General features: G+C 46.2%; 35 protein-coding genes and 1 pseudogene. 4 read left to right on the forward strand and 32 right to left on the reverse strand.

Features of this window, described 5'->3' with window-relative positions; translation table 11 throughout:
* Positions 1-95: 95 nt before the first annotated feature.
* The 11 genes from QZF50_RS13595 to QZF50_RS13645 form a co-directional block, all read right to left on the reverse strand.
* The gene (locus tag QZF50_RS13595; RefSeq protein ID WP_237897914.1) at positions 96-884 is read right to left on the reverse strand and encodes a hypothetical protein; all 789 of its coding nucleotides are present in this window, start codon (positions 882-884) and stop codon (positions 96-98) included.
* A gap of 2 nt (positions 885-886) precedes the next feature.
* The gene (locus tag QZF50_RS13600) at positions 887-1525 is read right to left on the reverse strand and encodes a DUF2612 domain-containing protein (RefSeq protein ID WP_061892218.1); all 639 of its coding nucleotides are present in this window, start codon (positions 1523-1525) and stop codon (positions 887-889) included.
* A gap of 10 nt (positions 1526-1535) precedes the next feature.
* Entirely contained in the window at positions 1536-2765 is a 1230-nt protein-coding gene (locus tag QZF50_RS13605; protein ID WP_061892217.1) for a baseplate J/gp47 family protein, read from the reverse strand.
* On the reverse strand, positions 2762-3121 hold the full coding sequence (locus QZF50_RS13610) for a hypothetical protein (protein WP_000222449.1): 360 nt from the start codon (positions 3119-3121) through the stop codon (positions 2762-2764). Before QZF50_RS13610 ends, QZF50_RS13605 begins: the two co-directional genes overlap by 4 nt.
* Positions 3118-3810 (reverse strand): hypothetical protein, encoded by a 693-nt coding sequence (locus QZF50_RS13615; RefSeq protein WP_061892216.1) that lies wholly within the window; start codon positions 3808-3810, stop codon positions 3118-3120. Before QZF50_RS13615 ends, QZF50_RS13610 begins: the two co-directional genes overlap by 4 nt.
* Entirely contained in the window at positions 3803-4756 is a 954-nt protein-coding gene (locus tag QZF50_RS13620) for a hypothetical protein (RefSeq protein ID WP_061892215.1), read from the reverse strand. Before QZF50_RS13620 ends, QZF50_RS13615 begins: the two co-directional genes overlap by 8 nt.
* Positions 4677-4979 (reverse strand): hypothetical protein, encoded by a 303-nt coding sequence (locus QZF50_RS13625; RefSeq protein ID WP_000633905.1) that lies wholly within the window; start codon positions 4977-4979, stop codon positions 4677-4679. Before QZF50_RS13625 ends, QZF50_RS13620 begins: the two co-directional genes overlap by 80 nt.
* Complete coding sequence (locus tag QZF50_RS13630; protein WP_061892214.1) at positions 4976-5791, reverse strand: hypothetical protein; 816 nt, start codon at positions 5789-5791, stop codon at positions 4976-4978. Before QZF50_RS13630 ends, QZF50_RS13625 begins: the two co-directional genes overlap by 4 nt.
* A gap of 60 nt (positions 5792-5851) precedes the next feature.
* On the reverse strand, positions 5852-6577 hold the full coding sequence (locus QZF50_RS13635; RefSeq protein WP_061892213.1) for a hypothetical protein: 726 nt from the start codon (positions 6575-6577) through the stop codon (positions 5852-5854).
* An 83-nt stretch (positions 6578-6660) separates the two neighbouring features.
* Positions 6661-7590, reverse strand: a complete 930-nt coding sequence (locus QZF50_RS13640) for a phage antirepressor N-terminal domain-containing protein (RefSeq protein WP_061892212.1) — start codon at positions 7588-7590, stop codon at positions 6661-6663.
* Positions 7591-7656: 66 nt separating this feature from the next.
* Positions 7657-7803 carry an Arc family DNA-binding protein gene (locus QZF50_RS13645; RefSeq protein WP_021528598.1) on the reverse strand — a complete coding sequence of 49 codons (147 nt, stop codon included), beginning with the start codon at positions 7801-7803 and terminating at the stop codon, positions 7657-7659.
* A gap of 105 nt (positions 7804-7908) precedes the next feature.
* Here QZF50_RS13645 and QZF50_RS13650 point away from each other — a divergent pair, with 105 nt between their 5' ends.
* Together QZF50_RS13650 and QZF50_RS13655 are read left to right on the forward strand one after the other, a co-directional pair.
* Positions 7909-8151, forward strand: a complete 243-nt coding sequence (locus QZF50_RS13650) for an Arc family DNA-binding protein (protein WP_061892211.1) — start codon at positions 7909-7911, stop codon at positions 8149-8151.
* A 23-nt stretch (positions 8152-8174) separates the two neighbouring features.
* Positions 8175-8642 (forward strand): hypothetical protein, encoded by a 468-nt coding sequence (locus tag QZF50_RS13655; RefSeq protein ID WP_061892210.1) that lies wholly within the window; start codon positions 8175-8177, stop codon positions 8640-8642.
* Between the two features lie 9 nt (positions 8643-8651).
* Here QZF50_RS13655 and QZF50_RS13660 read toward each other — a convergent pair whose 3' ends face one another.
* Entirely contained in the window at positions 8652-8891 is a 240-nt protein-coding gene (locus QZF50_RS13660) for a hypothetical protein (RefSeq protein WP_061892209.1), read from the reverse strand.
* Here QZF50_RS13660 and QZF50_RS13665 point away from each other — a divergent pair.
* Entirely contained in the window at positions 8878-9228 is a 351-nt protein-coding gene (locus QZF50_RS13665; protein WP_061892208.1) for a hypothetical protein, read from the forward strand. The two genes, QZF50_RS13660 and QZF50_RS13665, sit on opposite strands and share 14 nt — an antisense overlap.
* A gap of 232 nt (positions 9229-9460) precedes the next feature.
* Positions 9461-9694, forward strand: a complete 234-nt coding sequence (locus QZF50_RS13670) for a hypothetical protein (protein WP_047085296.1) — start codon at positions 9461-9463, stop codon at positions 9692-9694.
* 20 nt (positions 9695-9714) lie between these two features.
* Here QZF50_RS13670 and QZF50_RS13675 read toward each other — a convergent pair whose 3' ends face one another.
* From QZF50_RS13675 to QZF50_RS13770, 20 genes and pseudogenes are all read right to left on the reverse strand, one after another.
* Positions 9715-11532: a transglycosylase SLT domain-containing protein gene (locus QZF50_RS13675; RefSeq protein ID WP_061892207.1), complete on the reverse strand. Its 1818-nt coding sequence runs from the start codon at positions 11530-11532 to the stop codon at positions 9715-9717.
* Positions 11529-11732 carry a hypothetical protein gene (locus QZF50_RS13680; RefSeq protein WP_001311526.1) on the reverse strand — a complete coding sequence of 68 codons (204 nt, stop codon included), beginning with the start codon at positions 11730-11732 and terminating at the stop codon, positions 11529-11531. Before QZF50_RS13680 ends, QZF50_RS13675 begins: the two co-directional genes overlap by 4 nt.
* Positions 11733-11743: 11 nt before the next feature.
* On the reverse strand, positions 11744-12151 hold the full coding sequence (locus QZF50_RS13685; RefSeq protein ID WP_001602009.1) for a hypothetical protein: 408 nt from the start codon (positions 12149-12151) through the stop codon (positions 11744-11746).
* Complete coding sequence (locus QZF50_RS13690; protein WP_001121033.1) at positions 12151-12585, reverse strand: hypothetical protein; 435 nt, start codon at positions 12583-12585, stop codon at positions 12151-12153. Before QZF50_RS13690 ends, QZF50_RS13685 begins: the two co-directional genes overlap by 1 nt.
* A gap of 11 nt (positions 12586-12596) precedes the next feature.
* Positions 12597-14087, reverse strand: coding sequence for a DUF3383 domain-containing protein (locus QZF50_RS13695; protein WP_061892206.1), 1491 nt, complete (start codon positions 14085-14087; stop codon positions 12597-12599).
* Positions 14084-14599 (reverse strand): hypothetical protein, encoded by a 516-nt coding sequence (locus QZF50_RS13700; protein WP_000997696.1) that lies wholly within the window; start codon positions 14597-14599, stop codon positions 14084-14086. The genes QZF50_RS13695 and QZF50_RS13700 overlap by 4 nt, the downstream gene beginning before the upstream one ends.
* Positions 14596-14973: a hypothetical protein gene (locus QZF50_RS13705; protein ID WP_001311524.1), complete on the reverse strand. Its 378-nt coding sequence runs from the start codon at positions 14971-14973 to the stop codon at positions 14596-14598. The genes QZF50_RS13700 and QZF50_RS13705 overlap by 4 nt, the downstream gene beginning before the upstream one ends.
* Positions 14942-15508: a hypothetical protein gene (locus QZF50_RS13710; protein ID WP_061892205.1), complete on the reverse strand. Its 567-nt coding sequence runs from the start codon at positions 15506-15508 to the stop codon at positions 14942-14944. The genes QZF50_RS13705 and QZF50_RS13710 overlap by 32 nt, the downstream gene beginning before the upstream one ends.
* A complete protein-coding gene (locus tag QZF50_RS13715) occupies positions 15508-15939 on the reverse strand; it encodes a DUF4054 domain-containing protein (protein WP_061892204.1) in 432 nt (143 codons plus the stop codon). Before QZF50_RS13715 ends, QZF50_RS13710 begins: the two co-directional genes overlap by 1 nt.
* A 12-nt stretch (positions 15940-15951) precedes the next feature.
* Entirely contained in the window at positions 15952-16299 is a 348-nt protein-coding gene (locus QZF50_RS13720) for a hypothetical protein (protein ID WP_237897916.1), read from the reverse strand.
* Between the two features lie 3 nt (positions 16300-16302).
* Positions 16303-17343: a major capsid family protein gene (locus QZF50_RS13725; protein WP_001057677.1), complete on the reverse strand. Its 1041-nt coding sequence runs from the start codon at positions 17341-17343 to the stop codon at positions 16303-16305.
* 3 nt (positions 17344-17346) lie between these two features.
* The gene (locus QZF50_RS13730) at positions 17347-17826 is read right to left on the reverse strand and encodes a hypothetical protein (protein ID WP_000012785.1); all 480 of its coding nucleotides are present in this window, start codon (positions 17824-17826) and stop codon (positions 17347-17349) included.
* A gap of 3 nt (positions 17827-17829) precedes the next feature.
* Positions 17830-19056 (reverse strand): DUF2213 domain-containing protein, encoded by a 1227-nt coding sequence (locus QZF50_RS13735; protein ID WP_061892203.1) that lies wholly within the window; start codon positions 19054-19056, stop codon positions 17830-17832.
* A gap of 134 nt (positions 19057-19190) precedes the next feature.
* Positions 19191-19877: a phage minor head protein gene (locus tag QZF50_RS13740; protein ID WP_061892202.1), complete on the reverse strand. Its 687-nt coding sequence runs from the start codon at positions 19875-19877 to the stop codon at positions 19191-19193.
* A gap of 52 nt (positions 19878-19929) precedes the next feature.
* Positions 19930-21465, reverse strand: coding sequence for a DUF1073 domain-containing protein (locus QZF50_RS13745; protein WP_064768312.1), 1536 nt, complete (start codon positions 21463-21465; stop codon positions 19930-19932).
* On the reverse strand, positions 21465-22985 hold the full coding sequence (gene terL, locus QZF50_RS13750) for a phage terminase large subunit (protein ID WP_061892201.1): 1521 nt from the start codon (positions 22983-22985) through the stop codon (positions 21465-21467). The genes QZF50_RS13745 and terL overlap by 1 nt, the downstream gene beginning before the upstream one ends.
* The gene (locus tag QZF50_RS13755; RefSeq protein ID WP_023156762.1) at positions 22939-23529 is read right to left on the reverse strand and encodes a terminase small subunit; all 591 of its coding nucleotides are present in this window, start codon (positions 23527-23529) and stop codon (positions 22939-22941) included. Before QZF50_RS13755 ends, terL begins: the two co-directional genes overlap by 47 nt.
* A 166-nt stretch (positions 23530-23695) precedes the next feature.
* On the reverse strand, positions 23696-23848 hold the full coding sequence (locus QZF50_RS13760) for a hypothetical protein (RefSeq protein ID WP_001139675.1): 153 nt from the start codon (positions 23846-23848) through the stop codon (positions 23696-23698).
* The gene (locus tag QZF50_RS13765) at positions 23836-23970 is read right to left on the reverse strand and encodes a peptidase (RefSeq protein WP_072144132.1); all 135 of its coding nucleotides are present in this window, start codon (positions 23968-23970) and stop codon (positions 23836-23838) included. The genes QZF50_RS13760 and QZF50_RS13765 overlap by 13 nt, the downstream gene beginning before the upstream one ends.
* Positions 23958-24041, reverse strand: a pseudogene (locus QZF50_RS13770) (lysis system o-spanin lipoprotein Rz1); the annotation flags it as partial. The gene QZF50_RS13765 and the pseudogene QZF50_RS13770, both read right to left, overlap by 13 nt.
* Positions 24042-24050: the final 9 nt, after the last annotated feature.

A 24050-nucleotide genomic window follows, 5' to 3' on the forward strand; every position in this document is an offset into this window, starting at 1 on the left:
GCCATGTCCCCTCCTTGATATAACTTTCATATAGCGCTGCGTTGTAGATTGCATTTTCGGACGGGCTGTAAACACTTTTAACTTTATTCATTCTGTTATCTCCCTTTCGCTATATAGCAAAGATTAAACCCACCGGCGCCTGACATACGGGCTGTAAAACCCGTTCTTGAAGTACCAGTTGAGTTAACTCCATAAGCAGGCATGGTTGTTGGAGAAAGCAGAGACTCCTGGATATCTGTCATTGTCAGTGTAATTGATTCGACACGCGCGGGGAAAGGTAGCGGGAAAACAACATTCACCCCTGTCTGTCCAACGGGGAAACCGAAAATACCCCATTGTGTAATTACCCCATCCGGCCCCTTACTCCATCCAGATTTACTATTCGGCCAGTCTGCTGCTCCAGAGTACCCCGTTGTGAAACTACTCATATCTGGTACTTGCCCGGTACCTGTTCCAATGTTACTCGTTGCCGCCGTTCCCAAACCAAGATATGAAAAAGCATCTTTCCACCCGGAGCCATTGTTGTTAGGATCAGATAGATTTCCTTCTGTTGTATTAATGAATATTTTTTCCCCATCGTCTGAGATGAGCATCGCCCCTGACGGATATCCAGAAATCTCCGAAGCAAATTCAGAATCAAAAGTATTCAGCGCCCCGGTGCTCGACCACCTCCCCAGAGCAGAAAGTTCGTATAAAATTTGGTTCATATCCTGGCCTTTTGGCGGCAAACCGCCAGCAGATTTCAGGATCATTGTTATTGGAGGAAACCCCTGTTCATACGATGCTGAGTTATCACCTGCAGGGGTGGTTGGCAATATTGCCCCTCTCTGTCCATTAACTCCAAATGGCTTAGGTTGTTTTTTAGGTGAGTCAGAACGATTCATGCTTAATTCCTATAAAATGTGCCGTCATTAAATGGATATGCATCTGTAGCAAAACCAAAGTATGGGCTTACAATTTGTTTGATATTTACCTGAACTCCACTTGGTACAGGAGTCACATCGTAATTTGTTAAAATCGATTCTTCGTAGGGAGCAAGTGAGAACTCAAAATTTATACCAATGGTCATATCTCTGTAATTGACACAATATGCTCTGCCTCGTTGATAAAAAAGTATTTTAAGGAATTTATTTATATCAGGAATGGTTGCCACACTGATGTTAGTAAAAGCCTTGCAGAGTATTAATGTTCTGTAAGCATCATCCCCAAGCCTGACATTCGTTGTTTTCTGAATGCCGCCGTAAAACGGAGAATTATTAAATGGTGCCGGGTAATCAGTACTCCCATCATCTGCTTCGCTAAATCCAAATGAATCGCTATCTATTGGCGCAACAATATATCTGCTTATGCCAACAATTTTCCCCCACATATCAAGCCCGAATGTTTCGCAGGTAGTTAAATCCCATACCTTTTTAATGAATTCCTCAGTGAAATCATCAAGACTCACAGCCTGGTTAAATGTGTCTATGATGGACAATAATTTTTTACTTGCTGAGTATTGGGTAAGTATTGTGTCTTCCCACATACCTCACCCCTCACGATAGAGTTACGGTAATATCTGATTCCTGAATTGTCGGAACCTGGTCGATACCCATTGTTATTGCTGGCCCATAGGCTGATCCATCAATGGAGACTTCAAGCGATAAAATCCCAACGGTGTCAGGTGATATTGAAATAACCGGAGCATAATACTTACCGGCGTTAATGGTAGAGCCTATCCTTGCCTTCCCGATCCCCTCATAACCACCATTGAAAACTGATACGATCATGCTTTTCACTTGTGATGTGATATCACTAGGTGGATTAAGAGAGCTATCCAGCTCAACGCTAAAATAAACCCTCGTCGGAGTTGCTTTTTGCCACTGCATTACATAGGAAGGGTATGGAGGTAGATAGTTAACATTGTCGTAAACCGTGTACGAGGTATCTCCGTTCAGATTTGCTCCAGGGTTGTACGTCTGGAAAATTGACTCCGCTACATCCTCATCAGTTCCACCATACACACAGATGTAAATAGAGTGCGCCACCACAGGGAAGTTAGTAGCTCCCTGATTTACTGTGGCTGCAGTTCTGTTTGACCATACATAGGCATCCAGCACACCATTCGTAGCCAGCAAGGCAGATAGTGTCGATGCGTCCTGATTGCGGCTATTTCTCGCGACCGACTGCTTGCGACGTGTTTCAAATGCAATACGTGATTCAACATCAACGCCAACAACGCCTGGGCTCGCGTTTGTGATCGCATCCCATCCAGATACTGCACGGTAAATCTGATTTAATGCACCTGCTGCACAGGGTATTGGTCCGGTTGTGTTATTTACAAACTGAACATCAATGCTTCCTGATGCTGGTATTGTTGCGATGTCGATAGACCGGTAAATATATCCATTGGTATCAATGGCTGTGCTTCCCGCGGGGATTGTCGTTCCAACCTGACCAATGCATGTTGCCGTAACAACTGTCCCCTGAGCAGCGATCCGTTCCATAAAGTAAATCCGGCCAATCCCGTCCTGGAATCTGCCAGTTGAAAAGTCAGGATTAATTTGATTAAACAAACAAAGAAGCTTGTCGTATTCCTGAGCGATAATTTCAGTGTCAGACTGGGCGATCTGCCCTTGCGGTGAACTCAGTGACTGACTTGCGCCACCGCCAAGGGCCGTTGACATGTCTGTAAGTCTTCCCGCCAATACATCTGCTATATCGGGGACTGAAAGGCCGTTTTCAGTGATGGTTACATCAGGAACAGCCGTATTTAATATCGTCATAAGGTGGCCTGTGCAATATTACCATTGATATCTGTAACGCGGATTGTGCCGCGAGTTGTGCGTGTATTCTTGTCAAAGAAAACTGATGCCAGAGCATCCTCAACGACGGGTAATTTGAGTGCTTCAGCTTGCATTTTCTGAGCAATAAAACCAGGAGATGGTCGCCTGCCAAGAACTTCTGCCTTCCATGGAATCCCAAGCGTATTGTCGTAATAACACTCTCCAGAAAACACCAGGCACGCACTGGCGACATCCTGAGCAACAGAATATGATTCTTCTGCGATCGCCAGATTGCCATTTCCGTCAAGCGTCAAGTCCCACGTAGAAGTGTCAAGTTGCATAGTTCTGTATGTCATGTCGGTTTATCCGTTGCATTGGAATTTATTGTTGACCCACCACTTTGTACTCCTGAAACAGAATGTTTGTGATTGTTATAGTTGTCCCTTAAATTTTTAACAGTAGATGACTGTGAACTTGCGTTATCCTGAATATCACCGCTAACTTTAAGTAAATGAGTATTCATGTTGACTCCATCAGGAGCATCAATATTTAACGATGAACATTTAATATTTAGTGGGTTAGGCGTGGTTATGTTTATTGCACCGTCAGCGAATTCAATAAATTGAGTGGGCGCAATGTTTAATACCCCACCAAGATAAATTGCATCAGATTTACTGTGTCTTCTTTTGCTTCCGGGTACTGATTCTTTACGATTTTTTCTTACCAGTGATGTGTCTTTGTCGCAGACCGCAATCAGACCAATATCACCCGCCACAGGGTCCATAATTACAGCGCTGTTTCCTCTCTGCAACCGCCATACGGGAAGATCATATAAAACCGAGTTAGAAATCATTTTTCCTGTACGGTCTGTTCTGGTTAGTAAAGGAAGAGTGTCAACAACTAAATCCGGTGCTTCCCCCCTGACTTCCTGAACTCTCGCTAACTCAATGAAGAAATATCCAGACATCAGCATCTCAAAAATATATTCCTGAGATTGAGCCTCACTTACCTGAGCAGGCGTTGGAGTAAATAGTTGCTTATCCATTATTCTGTTGCGCCTCTGCTCTTTGTTCCGCTGTTCTGGCGGCAATACATATTGAGTGCCATGAACCATTTGGCATCCATGATGATAATTCATGCCGAACGGAGGTTAACTTATACCTTCCGCTTGCATGTGGTAGTTCTGTTTTGATATCCACATATCTTCCAATGCAAAGGAGAGATGAATATTGCGTCTGAAACATCAGCCCCCCATTTGAAAATACAGGATATCCAACAAGTCCGTATTCTCTGGATATAAACGGAATCACATCGTCTCTGTTTTTTTCTGAAGGCCAGAACTCTACTTTTGTCGGTGGCGTGGCTGACATCGCCAGTCCATAATCTGAACAGATCCTATAAAGTTGCTCAAAAACACTTCCTTCAAAATGCGGACTTCCTGATGTTGTCATCCCTTTTACATTATTAAACACAGCCTCATAACCTGCACTTGCACAAATGGATGAGATGACATCTTCAACACTTTGCGCACCCTGCGCTGTAAACGGACTTGCTGGCATGTTCTGTAAATCAACATTAGAAGAGGCTGTTATCATCAAACTGCTTTCAGGAGCAGAATTCATGTTTGCTATTGATGAAAGCATCGTGCCGGAGAAAACAAGAGAATCATCAGCAAATACCTCAACATTTAATTTCTGACCTTCCCCAACAATACCATCAGCCTTCCCTGATATATCAGCAAGTCTTTCAATTCCTAAGCCGTAAAGAGATATATCAGCCTGAGCACCTCCCCGACCGGTAACAAAGTTCAGGGATACTGTTGACTTAACATTTCTGATGGAGATTTTATTGTTTCCATTTTTATCAAATGCTGATGATTCATTCGTGAAGTCAAACCGAAGACTGTGATTTTTATACAAGCTCGTTTTCCTCGATGTAGTACAGCAAGTAACGGCTACCCAAGCCTTCCCATTGAGGGTCCGATTCCCCATCATTATCAATGAAAATAAGGTCTCCCTTAAATCCAAGGTAGGAGTATCTTACCATCTTATTCCCATACAGACATGGAACGCCCTGCATAATTGGGACTTCATTAACAGTTAAATCCATGTACATAAAACTCTGTCGCTGAACAAGTTTTATATTACATTGCTGACCAGCCAGACTTACCGAAATGGACTGAGATTTGCTGGGAAGAACAGATACTGTAATCATGTACTCGCCTTAACTATATTTTTTGCAATATCTGCCGCTTTTTTTGTTGCGCTGTTTGTAACTTCGAGTATTGGTTTGGACACTGTATCAAGAGCACTATGAAATTCAGTCTTGATTGTACCGGAGATTTTTCCAGTGATTCCGCCAACAGATGACTTCAGTGATGACCATGATTTACTTAGCTCATCGACAGTAGATTCCCTGGCTCCGCCATTGGTTATTTGTGGATCAACTCCTACATCTCCCTGTGACTTATTGTTATCCGTTGGCTTCTGTTCTGACTGAGATCCAGAGAGGATAACCTCCATTTGTTGAATGACCTCCTGAAAATCAAGATAAACCGTCAGAAGAGTCACCCCTTTTTGAGAGTTAACTTCGTAATAGTGGTCAACAAGGTCGAAACTCTCCAGAGTTTCCTTTGGCGTTTCAATGTCGTATGTTTTTGCAGAGGACAGCATCGTTTTGATTGTGTTCAGCGTGCTGTTTTGGCTTGTGAATGTTAGATCGAAAATATTCGGGATGTTGCCGGAAAAACCAGTAAGACCATTTACGATGATTGCGCACCTTACCCTGGCAGGTTCTTTAACTTTGTTGATGGACTGGTATTTCCCTTTCTCCACCGGAGCGTTTGTTATTTGCGCCCTTCCACTTGGCTGTACGGATGCCATACCACTGAACTCAAGAGCAACCTCGCCAGTTTCCCTGTCACGAATCACATACTGGGGATGCAGAACGCTGTCGATGATCGAAAGCGGAGAGCCACCACCGATAGCATTGAATATGTCTGCTGTGTTTAAATCGATTATGCCCATCTACTCTCCATTAAACAAAAACCCAGCCGAAGCTGGGTTGGTTTTTATAAAAAGATTTAATTAGGCTGCGGTAGAAACATTAACTAGATTTCTCAATACTTCAACTCCTTTTGAGTTGTAGCGGAATGCTTCCACCTGTTTGCTGGAATGCGCAGATTTATCCAGGAAGAACTTCCCGTACTGCTCAGTTTTGAGGTTGTTTGCGTTAGCAATGCGACCAATCTTGTTTGCCGTTACTCCAAGCTGCTCTGCAACCTCCCCTGCTGAGTAGTAATGCTCTTCTATTGCCGGAAGGGGTATTGCATTAAAACCAACGATCGGGTTGATTATGCTTGCGGCCGCAGTCTGCTTTGCTTCCGGCGCAAGATTTGGCATCAAATCGAACAGATTGGTAACAGCTTCAACCGTCATTTTCAATGTTCGCGCCTGGCGATACTCAACAAGTCCACTCGACGATTTACCGCTTTTAATGTGCGCTTCCTGCATACTTTCAAGTTTGTCTACAAGTGTTCGGCGAACTGCTTTAGATTCGCGAGCAGCAACACGAAGCGCCTGCTTGATAGTCATGGAGATAACATCAATGTCAGCCCCGTTTTTCCGACCTACACTTTTTGTGTAGGTCTCGCCCTCCAATTCATCCTCAATTTTCTCGATGAATTTGTTGTTACGTACTGATGGCTCACCGCACTGTCTACGAGCCTGATTTACCATCTCAAGAAGGCGCTGGCTGTCAATGGTTTTATCCGTGACAACGGATCCGATGTTTGCTACATTCTTAAAAGTCATTAAGCATTCCTTATGTGGTAGTAAGGGTGTGACATAGGCCGCCAGCAGCACACTGGCGGTTTTTTTCACCGCCAGATGCGTCATTAATACAGATGAACAGAAGGCGGCAATTCTTTATTCTTAAGCCTTATCCATGCAGAAAGATTTGTTGGTCCGTCTGGCTCATTGATATCAACATCTCGTGTGTGGTTGATTAAAACGTCTCTCGCCGTTCCGATAACATACGAGAACTCATGACCGTAGTCGTAGCATCTGCCGGAATAGTTCGATTGAATTTGTTTTAATGCCGGATACAGTTCGCGGAATAATGCCTGTGAGCGGTTGGCATAATCCCATAACCATACAAGGCTGTTTGCTTCTTTTGCAGAAAGCTCGTTTGCTTTCTTCTCTTGCTTGCTAATGAACTCACCTTCAAGTGGAACTCGAGCTGCAAGTGACAGTGCTTCGGTAAACTGCTCCTCACTGATTTCTTTGTACGAACATCCAAAATGGGATTTCAGTGACGACCACATGGTGATCATCGCCTTCGCCTGTTTTTCTTTTGGCAGAGACTGACCACGACTCATGACAAGTTGTTTAATGGCTTCCTGCTGTTCAGTGGTGATTTTGCCCGGCAACGCCTTTTTAGCTTTGCGTGGATTAACCACATGGCCTTTAGTCCAGTACTCATAGAGCACATCGTCACACTCTTCCTGATACTGGATTACCTTGTCGCGGATTTCAGGACGGACTTTGTTAGGGCTGATGGTTTGCAGCCAGCCTGCAAGTTTACGTAAAGCAAGACAGATAACCAGACGACGCTGAGTATCACCGGGGAGCTGAATCATCATTTCGATGATGCAGGTCTTAAATCTCTCCATCAACTTGCGGTGTTGAGACTGCCAAGTCATACCCATTCCCTCAACGATAGGTTTCATTGGGGTGTACGGTTCGCCGTTGTGATTGACAACATAAAGCTCTGCGCCGTGGAATGGTACGTTGATAGTAGATACCGCTGTTGCTATACTTTTCATGTCAGTTTTTCCTCAATACTTACTGGCGATTTAAGCCCTAGATACTCGCAATATCTGGGGCTTTACTCATTCTGGACAAACAATCCCGTCCTTAGCTACCGACTCCTTAAGCCTCCTCAACACCTCATTGCTGAATGACCGATCATCCTTTTTCGCTGACTGCTCCAAAGCTTTTTCGAGCCATTCTGGCATCCTTAACGTTTTTACTTTCATTTTCGCTCCTTTGGTATGCGGTACGCATACATAGTATGTAGGTACGCATTGATAGTCAATAGATACCTACATATCCTGTGGTAAAAAATTATTCAGGATATGCTGATGTCTGAACGCAGGTACAAGAACCCACAAGTTAATCTTCGACTTCCTGTGGAGATAAAGGATCGCCTAACCGCGTTAGCTGAGGCGAATGGCAGATCTTTAAATGCAGAAATGGTTGCAGCTCTAAGTGCATGGGCAGGAGAAAATAAACATGTTCACTCGCTTAGCCTTTCTTCCTTAACCGAAAGATTAATAGCTCTTGAGAGAGAGGTTGCAGCCATTAAGGAAGCAAACATCAAGTAAGAAGACGATATTACGAGGTTGCTATGGCATGTCTTAGCAAGGAAGAAAATGAAATCATCAATGTAGAATTTAAAAAAGCATCAGCAGATGAGTTGTTGATAATCAAGAAATTAATTATCGATGTTAAGAACCATAAAGGGCTATACCAAGATGTCGTAAAGCATGGTCGAAACCTGTACAACTCAAAGAATAACATCATTCAAGAAACCGGACTTAGCGAAAAGATATCTGGCCGTCTTGCTATGATCCTTTGGTCTATCACTAATCCTGAGGTTGAGGCGGCACGCCGATTAAAGATTAAGATCACTGAGGCAGCGTGGGTGTTTGAGGATTTCCTATGTAAACATCCCAGTCACCGCAATCTCAATGGCAAAAAGTACTCTATTCGTAAAGGAATCAGGATCGGTTTTTTCAAGTACATCCACCCAGGACAACTTGTAGGGTGTGGATGTTTATCTAGACCCATAATTCCAGGATTAAAAAACTCTTGATAGTAGCAATTAATTTCCATCAAGAGCAGCAAGCAGCGAAGTGCGCAACTCTTCTTGAGTCATTTTCAACTCTCCGCTCTTTGCTTGCCGGCGAAGATCATCGACCACCATTTTGGTGAATTCTGTTGGGGTAATATCACTCTCGATAGAGACCTCTCTCCCGAGAAGCAATGATATCCCACCCCAGATTAGGCTAAAGGCATTACCAATATTTTTTAACGATGGAGTGTAAACGATGGAAAGTTTCATTTTTACCGTCCGACAAGAAGATGTTGAATCATTGAACGAAGCAATGCAAACATGGGGGCTAGAACATAAGCCACATGTAACACTCGCATTCGACAGCTCGTCTCCACCAGAGTGGGTGCAAGTAATTGTTAACGGAATAACAAGCCCTGCGGCAATGAATTGTTTATCTGCTGCAATTGGATATTTCGTCGCCAGAAACAAGGGGGAAAAGCTAGAGATACAAACTAACGACGGGAAAAGATTCATCGCTGAAGGGTTTAATCATCGTGAAATAGGCGCCTTACTGAGCGAATGTCAAGATCATATCGTTGTCAATAATGATGACAAGCCCACCTGAGTGGGTGTTGCGTGTTTTTTCTTCATTTAATGGGTAATTGAAATAACCAATACGGATCTCTAAAATGAACATCTTAAAATCTACCATCTCAATCCTCTTTCTGCTAAGCCCTTCCGTGTGCTTCTCGTCTGGCGGCCTTACTTCACATCAAGTTTTAGTGGATTGCAACAGAGCTTCATCGTCCTTGGTTAGCTCCTATGAAAAGGACGTTCCATTGCAGGAGTCCAAAAGGATGGACCTCATACAGACAATATCCCGCGTATGCCAAGGTGCATACCAAAACGCTTACGATGGCATGCAGTATGAGGACATTGAAAGAGAGGTTTTATCAAGCGCCAAAAAACAAAAGAAAAATCTTCAAGGAGAAAGCAAAAAAAATACCGAGAACAGAACCGGGCTAGTTCTTTCCGCCATTCAGGTAGGGTATTACATATACCATAATGGCGGTCTTGATAATAAAAAATAATCGTCATTATGACATGATCGTTAAGGTGTTACGCCACTAGAAAATGCCGCGTTTGTTGACACCCGGCTAACTTGCTGATTGACACTTCTGGTAAGAGCATCAACTGTTGTCGGGTTACTGTTAACAACTACCGTGCCAATAGTTGTACTGCTGCTACGGCTGTTGTCAATTTTTGATGTTGTCTGGCTTGGTGTTGAAGCGATGCGTTGCTGCTGCTGATAGTAAGCCAGCGTCTCGTTTTCTTTTGCATTAAGAGCGGCGCGAATCTTTGGTACATATTCTCGCGTTTCTTTCGGCAGGGTGTTCCAGTATTTGGATGATGGTGAATCAAACCCGGCACTGGATATATATTTTAACTTTTTGTCTACATTGCCCATTCCCCAGTTATAAGCCATCAGCGCATGGTTAACATTGCCTTTATAGTGCTTTAGCAAATCCCTCATGAACCTTTCAGAAGCAGCGCGAGATTTTACCTCATCAAGACGCTCATCAATCCCATCACCGACCTTTAACCCGTACGCTATGGCAGTATCCTTCATGAACTGATACGGACCAACAGCACCTTTCGGGCTGTAAAGTTTTTTACCACCACTCGATTCCACCTCACGAATGGCATCAAGAAGAGAATCCATGCTTACAGGCTTTACTCCGTCAGGGAGAGGGATATCTGGCTGAATGTTATTGCCATAAATCTCATCTCCCCTACGCCCAAAATCGGTTTCAAACCCCATGCTGCGCATGGTATCTCCAAGTTCACGCTTAGAGTAATCAAACGATCCTTTAGCTGCACCCTCAATGTTTTCCCTGTCATTGTAGAGGTACAAACCATATGCTATTAACCCAGCCAACCATGGAGGAAGGGCACCGCCTGTAAGTTTGCTTCCTACATATGCTGCTGCCAATAGCTTCAGAGCCTCTTCCGCACCACCAACTGCCTTTGTGAATTGCTTCGTCATATTCCCGGCGTCATTGAAAAAGCCAATGATGTCGCCATGATGTTTCTCAATCCAGGAACCAAAAGCCTTCATCCCGTCAATAACGTCTGGAGCGAATGCCATGGCTAAATTTTGCTTTAATCGGGAAAACTCTGAATCAAGTTGCCCAAGAGTGGCAGCAACCTTCTCCTGCTCTTTTACCTGCTGTGCTGTAATACGGGATTTCTTTGTTTCTGAATCGACAAGCTGCTTAAGTTCCCCTGATTTTATTTTAGCGGCATCTGTCGGATCGAACCCTGCGGCAGCCATCACCTGCATCAGGTTTTCTTGAGAATGAGTCTTGCCATAGCGAGAAAACTCAGCAAGAGCCTTGTTTGGGTCGCCGAGCTTATTGATATCTAATCCGGTACGAGCGCCAAGAACCAGCAAATTTTGGGCAGCGCCAGTAAGCCCTCCCATAACAGTTGGATCGGCAATATTTGCCAAAGCCATTCTGGCATTCCCAGAAGATGAAATGAACGAGTCACCGTTAAGACCAGCCTGGCGAAATCCCCGCTGAACACCAAACATCTTATTAACATCAGAACCGAAAAACTTGGCCTGTTGACTGGCTCTCACGATTTCGTTGGCAGTAGATGTAAAAAGTTGCTTGATTCCATACAACCCGGCGCCAATTCCCAAAAATCCAGCGGCTGCTGTTGTCACGTTGCGGAAAGCTGAAACAGCGGTTTTACCGAACCTCTCCGTTTCCTGCCGCTGTTTTTCAAGTTCCTTTAGCCTTTCCTTCTCAGCCCTGGAAAGATCTTTGTTTAATTTACTAACTTCATCTTTTACTTTCCGTTTTCCATTCAGGAATTCATCGGCCTTAATTGTGACCTTGTAGGCCAACTCATTGATAATCATCGCTGCTCCTGATGTTTATTCCAGACCCGCTTGTTAAATGATTCCACCGAGATAATTTCCAGAAGGTTATACATATCACGAACAGATAACCGTTCCTGCAAATCGGTATAAGTGGCTTTTCCTGAACAGATAATGGCGTTCATTGATGGTGTGACGTTTACGGGGCTAACGAGTTTTGCCGGAAGAGTCTCCTCTTCCATGAACGGGTACTTCACTCTCCGGCGATCGTTAAAAAATCAAAATTGACTTTAAATACCTTATCCATTACCTGACGAATGGTTGATACCTCTTCAAAGTCGACAGGCTTCACGGTTCGCACCTGTCTGCTGCCTTCGTGTGTAATCACAATTTGCACAGTTGACATCAGGCGATCACGAAGTTTTCTGGCGACTTCCGGCGATGCGGCAGAAAGAACATTCAGACCAAGGGTGGCAAGGCCAGCACACCCCATGGCAATCACATCAGCAGGAATACCAGAGAATCCCGATTCCCCCATGGAGCGGAATAAATCCTGTGCCAGTTCGTCGGCATCCCATGCCGACATCTCTGTGATAATGAACTCTTTCCCATTGTCGCGATTATCGTCTTCCACGATAAAGGGGATTTCTTTACGTGCCATCAGATAGTGCTCCGTGTTACAGACTCAAAGTGAAATACTGCCGGGCGTGGTTGCAGTACGCGCCGACCCGGAGGGGTTGGAGTCCATGTATAAAGAACCCCGTTCACAAAATTCCACTTCGCGCCGAGAGCCGGAACTGTAAGCACCGCATTACACTGAAACGCTGAAATTGCGGTTCTCTCCGCTGCATACCAGTCATCAATCAGCGAGCCAGCATTGGATGTGGGCATCAGGTTGATGGTGAACTCTGTCGGGTTAAAGATAAAACCAGCATGGTATTTACCGTCCGCTGACATCATGTCTTCTTTGTTCTGTAACGCACCAGTTTCAAACATGTTATCAGCTGCGTAGTCGTCAACATCAAAACCGCCAGGGTAGTAAGCGGGTACGACGATTCGCAGCTTACTGTTTGCCGAGGTAATATCGATAGGCATGATTTATTCCCTTATAAAATCGCGGTTGAGGACATTGTGATGGACTGAATAAGTTGCCCATCGACATAATAAAAAATGACACCTTTCAGGTCGCGCTCAATGCGTGCAGAGCCTGACTGTGTCGGGATGTACAGGAACCAGCCCTGTGAATACAGCGTCGATGAGATATCTTTTCCAACTGTGTTATTCACAATTCTGGTTTGCGCATTATCAAGTTTCACGCCACGCTGAATAGCCCCGAAATTGAGAGCCTGTTCAGCAACATCAATAACAGCGGCAGACACTGCGCCGTATCCTGTCTCATTGAACGGGTAAGACTGGTTATTGGTGAACAGGTTGGCAAAAGCACTAACCAGATTGGCATTAATCCATACCTGATTAATAAAACTGTCCAGCCATACAAACTTGCCAGTAATGGCACCATCAGATGCGTACTGCGCCATTGTTTTGTTCAGGCTGTATGAGCCGTAGAAGTTGTAACCGTTTGATTTCAGAGCCTGAGCCGTAGCCAGGTCGCTCACGTTAGGCGTCAGCCCTGGGAATCCACGGAACTTGAACGAGATGCGTCCATTAGTGCGAGCGAAGTCGACCGATGCGGCATATGCCAGTGCTGTAACGCTATACAGGTATGTTCCGTACACCGGAAAAATGTTCTCGTAGCCATTTGCCACAACCACTTTCTGCACAAAGCAATTGGCATTATTGGCTACCGTTCCTGCTGAAGTGGTGTCGTGAACAACATATCCAAATCGGTTTTTACTGCTGCTTGCCCATGCGCACAATTCTGTTTTCTGGTCATCGGTCAGTTCGACCAGCGAGTTAAACAGGATCCAGTTCTGGTTGACGTTGATGATGTTGTTCATCGTGTCTGTCAGAGTTACCGCATCAGAACCCGGTGATACAATCGCTGCGGAATCCTGCGTCAGTAACAAGCCGGTAGCCAGAGCGCCAGCAGAGGCATAAGACACTTCACTCTCTGCGCCAGTAGTGGCAGAGCGAATGATGAATCGGTTAGCGATTGGCAACCATTCAACCACCACCTTGCTTGCACCAATTCCAACCTGCAACTTGGACGCAATATCACTAAAACTTGTGGCTGTGGACAAATCAATTGATGTGCTGGTAGTCGACTCACCGTCAATGGAAAGGGTGATTGTTCCTGCTGGAATAGCTTTCAGTGTTGCCAGGGTAACACCTTTCAGGTTGCCGGACAGAAGATACCCAGCCACTGGTGAAGTAACAATACGATACATCAGCAGTTCACCAGGAATAACAGATGAGTTTTCGTATCCGTTAAAATACTGTTGTGCTGCGAGGAATTCTTTCGATTCACTCCCCATCAAAGCTGATACATCAGATGAGGAGTAATAAGATTGTACCGCGCCAACCGGGATAAGCTCGTTATCGGTCAACATCAGGCCGTTAGCATCAACCGCAGAACCGGCAGGCGTAACGACATTGGGCGTGATATTAAAATCTACAGATAAAGGAATTGTGCTCATGGGCGGTTATCCACCTGTTCAGTTGAAATTTCTGCTTTGTCGAAATAGTCCTGCTGGAACGACACGGTGATGTGTGCTTGCAGGGAAAGAGTTAACGTGTAACGCTCCTGCCACTGACTCTCGGCGTTGATCATCGGCGCCTGAATGGCAGGAGATGAGTAAAGCGGCGCAAGCCGTGCATCAATAGCCTTGATGATGTCGTAGCCATATCCACTGGTGAATGTTGTTTCCAGTGCAATAGCTCTATCCCCTGCACCCTGACCATAGATATCTACCTGAATATCAGCCTGGCGAACTTCCGTATATCCCATGGCGCTTGTGTCCGGAGAGCCGGTATCTTGTTTAAGCTCTCTCGTCGTGGATAGTCTGGTGAATCGCAAAGGGGTCAGGATGCAGAACTGATCTTTGGGCATTGGTACACGGTTAGCCTGAGCCTGCAGGCATTTACCAGCGATAGGTTCTATGTAGCCAGCAAGTACATCGATAATATTATCGACAGTGAAATCATTCATGGGCTTACCTGCAACACGGCAATCAGCCGGCACCAGTCAGGCCACAACTCTATTGGCTCAACAACAAGCCATTGTTCCCCGTTAATCACGAAGATATCTCCGCCCTGCTCCAGTTCTCGCTGCACACTGAAGTAATTACCATTGACGTAAATCACTTTTGCCAGCCCCTGAATATTCAATCCATCGACGTGTTGCATGTCGCCGCGACTGATTGGCTGTAGTTGAATGGTAACGTTCTGGTCAGGGAGATAAGACGGAATCGGCTTGCGACCGGGGCCGATAGTTTCACCTGCATACTTTTTCAGGATTGCCGGGATGTTGGGGTTAATGCTTGTGATCGCGTTATTGGCTATCTGTCGAAGATTCAATTTCACCTACCTCATAATCAATAGCCCTTAACATGTCCCCGGTCCATATGAGAGGCTTGTTGTTGCTCATATCAACATCAACCTTTTTCACCGGGCCGAAATAGCCCGGACCACCAAAAACATCTTCTCTGGCCTTCACTACATCCCACTTGGTCATTTCCGCCCTGTTATTAGGGAATCTACTTCTTAGAAGTACTGTTACCGGGCTTAATGGCGGCTCTTGAATAGTTCGAATGGAATCCTGAATGTCTGCTTTTATGATCTCGCCGATAAGATTCAGAACAGTATCCGTATCTCCGTCATGCGATTTCATGATCTTTTCGACCTTTTCTGACCACTCTTCAGATTTAGAAGCTATAGCATTCCTGAAGAATGGCCTTGGCGGACTTCCACTTGCCGGGTTACCAAATTCGTTAGATGCTGCAACCATTGGCATAGAAGTACCATCTGGATAGGTGGCATCTTCAAGAAACCCGACCTTCAATTGCTTTGAGGACAACTCACTACCAACTGAATCAAGGAACTCCATCACCTTATCCATCAGTACCTCCGGTAATACCCATACGGGTAATTTGATGGAGAATGCCCGCTTATATACTGGAAGGTGCGAAACGGCGCCGTAGCATTCCAGTAATCAGCCCCATACTTTGTTTGCATGTACCATGCTGAATTTGCTGTTACCACTGGCATATCGGCATGAACGCTAACCGAACCCTCTGAAGCACTGTCGATTCTTCCAACCAATCCGGATGGAGACTGCCCATTCGCTCCTGAATACAAACAGGCGATATGGGCAACCAGCATATTCAGCAGCATTGAGCGTACAGCCAAATCCGACACACGACTTGTGTCTGTGTTATCGAGATAAATGGTTGCTTGCGTGAAATACTGCTGAAGAAGTGCGTCGTCGACGGATGAGAATTCAGGATAGCGTAGCTTAAATGCGGAGGGGTCAAATATTACGACGCCCATTTGCTGCTCCTGCTATTTTTTGTCAGCCTTTTTTACGCCCGGAGCCGGATTTTCCGGGTCAAGGCCTTCGAGGCCAGTTTTTGATTCTTTCAGATCTTTACCCTGCGCATTCAGACTGCGAATATCTTTCTGAATGAAGATTGCATTGTTCTGAATATACGCAGCATCCTTATAGGTCTCGATGAACTTATCCATGAAGTCTTTCTCGACCATGGTAACTCCGAAAGCCCCCTCAGGAATTGCACCATCAAGACCACGGAGGGCGGTTGTTGCCGCCCCGTTCAGGATTACTGTTTTGCCATCCAGAGTTACCTGAAGGCCATTTGGCAATTTGCAGCCAACGCTTACCATTTCTGCCATGAATTAAACTCCCAACATGCTTGCAAATGCCAGCGGCTGGCGAATGATTGCGCCCCAGGTGCCACCGGTTTTCTTTTGTTTATACGCGGACAGATCAACTACAACCGGATGTGCACGCATTTTTTCGGTAAATGCGCAGTATCCGGTGTCCTGACCATCCAGATCGTCGGCGATCAACTGAACCAGTTCGCCGGATTCGGTTTTGTACTCGACAGCAGTAACAACGCGCAGGTTCGGGAAGTTTTTCTTCAGCTGATCAGACACGTTGACGTTGTACATGTTGGTCTTGGTCAGATTTGCTTCTGACTCTGGACTCATCGCCAGCGTCATCTTGCTGTCTCGCTCAACGTACCCCTTGGTCTGCTTCACTAACTGCATGTAAAGCGCCTGGATATCGTCATACACCGCCTGACCGTCTTTAGTTGCCCAGGTAGTTCCACTGCCAGTACCCGTTGCGCCCGGGGTGATTGATGCCGGAAGGTTAGGGTCATTCAGAATGCCGTAGTTCTTCAGACCAGCAACGCCGAAGAAGTAGGACTTGTTCTGAAACTTATTCAGGGTCAGCGCAGAAGCCGTATTCAGTTGTTGAGCCCATGCAATGCGGCCTTCACCGTAACGGTCAAGCTCCAGCTCACCCCACTGAGTAATGGTCTGGTACAGATAGGACTCACGAGCAACCCAGTTGACGTTAGCATTTACCTGCCCATTATTGTTGTAGTCACCATAACTGGAAACCTGACCCGTTGATTCCACAACCGGGAATTGTGCGGTCATGGTGGTCCAGTCTCCCTTCTTCGTTTCCCCAAGAATTTCCACCGCTTTCATCGGAGTGACAAGGATGCGAATCAGTTCCGGGTCAACGTAATTAGTGAAGTACCATGGAATGCCAGAGTTGCTGGTTGTTACCAGTGAAGGCTGAGAGTCCATTGCATAGGAATAGCTATTAGCAACAGCATCCGTCAGATAGGCTTTGGCTTCCGGAAGGATTACACCGTAATCTCGCTCAGCCATAGCTTTATGTTGTAAAAATTCTGCGTTATTCATGTATTAGCTCCAGGTGCCCATCTGAATCAACTCGCCAGCCTCGCCAGCACTGCCAACGACAAATTTTGTTTCAACGTAATCCGAAATTGACGCCCCGGCATCGCCAGCGGTAATAGTTCCATCTGACAGCTTGGCGAAAATCTTCTGTCCTACGGTTGCCGCACCGGCAGTTTTCACCCAGTAGTCACCAGCAGTCATCAATGTCATCTGAACTCCAGGCTGAATAGTCATAGATGACTCACCAAGCCATGTGGTGACAGACGCCTGCCCTTCCCGATGAACGAAACCGGCAGGAGCACCGGTTCCAGTGTTATTGACAACACCATTGCTTACCCATGCAAAGCGACCCACAACAACCCCATTTGCACCGGCAACAAGAGCGCCCTCACCTGCAAGAAGACTTGCTTTAGGGTTAGCCGAAGCGAAATCGCCTTCAACTCCCGGCGCCTGTTGCTGATTAATTACACTTTGAAAGCCACTCATTTCTTAGCTCCGTTTCAGTTTAGTTGCGCCAGGAAATGCCTTGGCGAAAGAATTGGTTGCGGCAGCATCCATACCCATACCATGAGATGGTTTGCGAACTACCGCTTTCTGGCTGATAGCGAATTCAACCATCGATTTAAGTGCTGAAGGATGAACTCCTTTATGTTCTGCACCGATTGAATCAAGAGCGAATCGGTAAATAGACTCTGCGGAATCCATTGCTACCAGGCTCACATCGCCTACCAGAGGGCGAACGCATTCTCGAGCCTCATTGGCTTGACGGATACGCCCCATCACATTCTCTTCAGCTTTTCGAATCAATGCGGCATCCATAGCTGCTTTATTCTCATCATCGTCTTCATCCTCGGCAGTCTTTTTATCCTTGCCGTCATCATTTTCGTCTTCCGCTTCTTTGCGGTCACGATCACGATCCTTTCGCTCACGTTCTTCACGCTCTTTTAGTTCATCCTCTTCACGTTTCAGACGCTCTGCTTCTGACTCATTATCTCTCTCAGCCTGAGTGGCTTCGTCTTCAACAACCTTTTGCACTTTCTTTTCCACTTCTTCTGGCTTCTCATCACTGGCCAGCATCGGCGTGATAACTGCCATCAACTTTTTAGCAAGTTCTGACATTGATTTCATTCCTGTTGGTATTGAATCCCCGACAACAACGTCGGATCCGGCTCTTCCCTCTGTTACGAGAGCAACGTGGTTCCCGACGATATCGCGCATTACACCATCGTATGGCTGTCCTTCATGCACGCCGGGGGTCATGTCAGCTACATATCTGTAGGCCGACGAAAGTTCTTTCTTCTCGTCTGTCTCGATTCCAGAGATAGAATCTGCGTCCCAGACAACAAGCGAATTCTTGAGATAAGTCCCGTCAAACTCAGCATCAGTACCAGTAGAACCAACCACAGCCATCTTCTGAGGGTCTGAAGCAGTAACCGGAATGTGTTCGTTAAGGAGCGGGATGTTGTTGAATGTAGATGCTGCTTTGGCTAACTCTTTCGGGTCGCGAAGCAGGTAGTAAACTTTGTCAGGCTGTAAACCTAGCGATCTGTAATTAGGGATTTCGCGTCCATAATAAGGGCAAACGTTAGCCTTACTGATTGGCGTCACTTCGATATGCAAACGCCCATCCTTATCAAAGGAGCGCACCGTTGCCTTGTCGAATGCCAATCCGTGATATCCCCATTGCCAGTCGCCTTTAACTTTGCGTAATGGCATGCATTTACCTTTCGGCAGGCAATAAAAAAGCCGCAGTAGCGGCCATTATTTCCTCTTGGGCATAGCTATTTTCAGTAGTGCAATCATTAAGCAACCAAAAATCAACACTAAGCCCAGAGACCATAAAACCTCAATCATTTTCTATCTATCCCAGGGATAACAGGAGACCACGCACAACGGCAGTTGATAGCCTCTCCCGGCAGCACCCATTCACCATCGAGATACAGCCCTTTATCGAGGTCGAACTCTTTACCGTCAGCTTTCACATGGGATGGCCTTGGCTGCTTCCCGGCGTGTGAGTGACGCCAGATTCCTTTGGTGATTCCTAACTTCTTCTGCCGTTCAGACTGAATTACTGCTGTAGCTTTGTTGTTCTGATCGCGTGCAATCGTCTCAGCGCGTCTGCGTGTAATGCCATATCGCTTAACCAGTTCATCAGTGAGATAGCTAAGGTCACGACCACGGCTGACAGACTGCATGACTATCGTCTCAACCTGTGTGTGATAGTGTTCAGGTATGGATTTAATCAGGTTGACGTTCTCGTTAACGACAGCCTGCATCACGTTCTTAAGCTCGTCATTCATTGTGAACTTAACGGTAAATCCGCCAGCCTTTAACGCTGAGTGTAACGAAACGTCGGTGTTGCGCAGTGTCTTATCAACGAAGCGATCAGCCAGTTTCTTAGCCAGTTCATTGAATTTATGCTCCCACTGCTTGCCAAGATTAGCCAGCCTGCGCTTCAATTCATTTGCGGGGCTGGCATCCATCGCCATGCTGTCTTTGTATGCAGCCTCAAGCCAGTACCGGTAAGACTTATTCATCTCACTGACCAGCTTGAGAAGCTCAGAGCGATACCACTCATGAACTCCGGCGTTAGCTCTGACTGGACGAAGGGTTTTCCGTGTCTTCGAATCCTTCTTCGATGGACTCGTTTTCGTACTCTTCTTCGTCATATTCAGATTCCATCATGTGGTATGGGCTGGCCTTATCCGACTGGCGCATGCTTCTTATTGCATCAAGGTCGAACACGCCAGCTTCGGCATAGTTCTTATCAGCCTCAGACTGATGTTTCATGATCTCGGCTTTCTCTGCTTCTGTAAGCTCGTACAGCGGCAGGAATTCAAAATCAATGTCAGGGTCAATCTCGCCAAATTCATTCAACTGGATAACATCCAGCACTGTTTTCAGCGGCACCCTGAACAGATTCTCCTGCATGGCGTGTATTGAGTCATAGAAGACGCGGATTTCGCCATCAGATGAAGCGTTTAGCCCGTTAGGAGTGATGCCAAGGAGCTTAACCAGAGGAATGCTTGATACCGATGCCATTTGTTCCTGCGCTTGCGCCTGAAGAGCATCAACTCCGGACAGACTTGTCACAAACTGGAAGAATTCTTCTCCATCCTTATCAATAAGGAACATTCCGCGATTGTCGCGAACCTTATTAAAGAGCTCGGCACGCATAAACAGGTTTGGGTCTGCAATTCCAGACAAGGCACTCTGCATGTTCGTCTTCAGCCCATAGACCACAAACGAATGAACCAGATCGCTAACGCTGTCACGCGTTCTCAACCAGTTCTGCACGTATGGCTCTGCCATCTGACTCAGCGACAAGCCGCCGAAGTTGTACGCAGCTTTGAGAATGTCTGGCACCTGTCGAGAAATCATTGTCAACATACGGCTGGCGTGAACCGTGCGCCCCATGACATACCATTCAGATGGATTGAAGAAATCAGGACTGAGAGGGTTATCAGCGTTATACACACCAGGGTATGTCCACATGGCCTCGATAACGCGGAAACCATTCAGGCTTCCTTTGGTAATCTTGCGCGGGCTGATATAGAGCTTCTTATCCAGTTCGTCGGGAACCAGCCAGGCTGAGTTACCGCTTGGCGTCTTCACGTCGATATAAATCTGTCCGCGCCCGAAGTAACCGTCATGTTCCGCCGCCTCGCGAAACTTCTCTCGCACTCTGAAACGCTTTAATGCGTCGTCAAGCTGGCGAATCTTATCGGCCTTGTCGTCACCATCGTCTTTACCTACATGTTTCAGCTCAATCCATTTTCGCGTCATCTCTTCTGCTATCGTGCCAGTAATCTTGCGATACTCCGGCAACTGAGCAAGTTGAGACAGATATGGGTAGCCAGGAAATCCACCGTAGCCATATGCGGTGATGTTTGCTGAGTTAAGGTAACTGTACGGCGTGGAGTCCATCGCCAGAGCTGACTCCTCAATATGTTCAGGAATAACGCCTGGCGGGGGTACGTATCTCTCAATTCTACGCAATGCCTCGCCTTCATTTTTAATTCGCTCCTGTTCGTTAATAATCGCAAGAACATTCGCCAGAGACATTGGCTGTTTCGCCTCTTCTTTCTGAGGCTCAGATTTTTTCTTTCTCAAAAAATTAAACACTATGCGAGCCTCAAAAGGTCTTCAGATATACGTAACGGACCATTGCCATTTTTCATCTCATCGATGGCATCCATCATCGGATCAAGCTGGTCGTCGTGCGTATTGAAATCAGGATTAATGGCTTCCATCTCAACGAGGAAGTCGTTGATGAATGGTGCGCTGCTGGGCAACTTGATGTAACCGGACTCGATATAACCCTGTACGTCCATCAGTCGCGTGTACTTATCCTTATCGCGCTGAATTGCTTTGATGGGGCATATCGCTTTTTTACGGATGTTCTGTATCAGGCCTGTGCCAGATGACTTGTCCTCTATCGCCATGTGGCGAAGCGGCCCATTCTTCAGAGTTTTGCACTTTTCCCAGAATGCAACAGCACGGCGTTGTAATTCATCGGCCTCCCATTTACCGCGAATCATATCGATCAGATAGATGTACCCGTCAGTACCAAGCCCCCAGTGCTCGAATACTGAGAAGTCGTTGACCTCTTTTGTTTTCTGTGCGGTGTCTCCATAGACGGCACGCCATTGCATGGGAGGGAGTACCGAATATTCACCAAACCATTCAGACTTAATAAGCCGCCCGCCTTTGGCGGTTGGTCTTTGCTGATAAAGAGCATTCCATACAAGGGAACCGCGTTGTTTGCATTTCTCTACGAACTCTCTCGGCATGCGCTCAGGGAACAGAATTTCACCGGGATTGCGCAGTCGATATACTTTACCGTTGAGCTCATGAATCTCTTCCTTTTCAGCTTCCATAGGGAAGCTAACTACGCGCCAGCGTTCCCCGCCTTCTTCTGCCAGTTTTAATAACTGTCCGGCGAGATCGTTTTGATGCCAGCGTGTCAGGATGATGACGATGCCGTTTATCTTCGGGTCAACACGAGTGAAGAATGTCGTGTCATACCAGTCCATCACCGCTTCCTGGTAAATTGGAGACGATGCGGTTTTGTAATCTTTCGCGGGGTCATCAATAACCCCAATGTTCATACCCTGACCGGTGATACCACCGTTAACACCAGCAGAACGATATGAGCCGCCGTGTAGTTCGCCTTTGGCATCCACTGGTTCCCATAGCTCGGTTTTGTTGATGCCTCCCGCCAAACTACGTCCTGAAGGTATTTTCACGTCAGGGAAAACATCAGCGTACTTGTCAGAGGTGATAATGCGTTTAACGTCACGGCTCATTCGGTCTGACAGGTCAGAAGAATATGAGCACGAAATAATGTTCCATGATGGATGCTGTCCTAACACATACGCTGGGAAGCGGCGAGAGCACAACTCACTCTTTCCTGAGCGCGGAGGGGCAAACACCATTAGCCTAGGCATGTTTCCGGCTTTAACTTCATCCAGAAAGTGATCTAGCTCAGCACAAAGCAGCTCGTTAAACCAACCTGTTTCGTATTGCGGATTAGTGTACAAAGTGAAATCGAGAAGGTTTTTTCTTGCTGATCGGATAGCCAGCTCTTTGTGCAACTCATAAATCTGAGCGTTTCGATTCAAGCTGATTGGAGCGCCTGCCATTACCAAGCTCCTTCAGTTTCTCTTCAAGTAACTCTTCTGACATATCGGCATAACGAACAGGTCCGCCATCAGCTCCAGTTATTTCTGTAGATGTTTGCTCTTTAAACGCCTGAACAGAAACATGCTTACCAAGAAGTTCGAGGTTTTTGACCTTATCAGGCCATTTAATTTTCTTCAGAAGTGCGGCGCTATCTGCGGATGCCATCTCCACGACATCCATTCCTGATAGCGTTGTGCGCCATACTTTAGGCCAGTCTTTAATGGGTTTTAGCTCACCGTTTTGCAGGAGAATGTCAAGCACATCCATCTGGTCGATTTCAACCAATCTACGAAGAACATAGGCGGCATCTATGCCCGTCTGTTCAACGCGGGCGGATTTAAGTTCAGCAACGAATTTTTGAACATTAACATTTGCTAATAGTCGAGATGCCTGCTCATTGGCGGTCTTCTCGCTGTAGCCCGCCCTGATAGCTGCCTGTGTGCCGTTCAGATCTTTCAGGTACTCACGGGCAAACAGCTCTTGTTTGTCGGTGAGCTTTGCCATTATTTGTGCTCCGTTTATCCGTTAAAAGGGATATCAGTTAAGTTATCCCGTGTAGGGTATAAGCCATTATCAAAGCCACTCTGTAGGGAGTGGCTTTGATAATGGCAATAAAAAGCCCCGCGAATGCGAGGCTAAATCCTGGTATTTGTAATGACTGGCTCTTATCTCAACGCAGCCCCTTACCGCGCGCAAGATGCTCAATATCAAGCATCAGCAATGAGATGTTTAATCTGGATTCACTCCAGAAGTGATCACCATCCTGTCTACAGAGCCAGATGTGAAGGATGATGAGTAAAATTATCGCTATCATCGAAGGCATTGCGTCCTGATGTATTCCTGAAGCGTTCTCAGTGCTGTTTGGTCGCGGATAATTCCGTCCCGGATACCGAGAACGTTTCGTCCAGCAACTGGAGAGAGTTCGACGGTGGCATCATTGCCCATGCCGGAGGCGCTGGAGGTTTCGGCTGAGGATGGCACAGGGCATTTTCCTTTGACGAACACCCGACCACCATTATCAAGCT

Origin of the sequence: uncultured Escherichia sp., from assembly GCF_948475835.1 — a bacterium.
Classification (GTDB): Bacteria; Pseudomonadota; Gammaproteobacteria; order Enterobacterales; family Enterobacteriaceae; genus ECMA0423.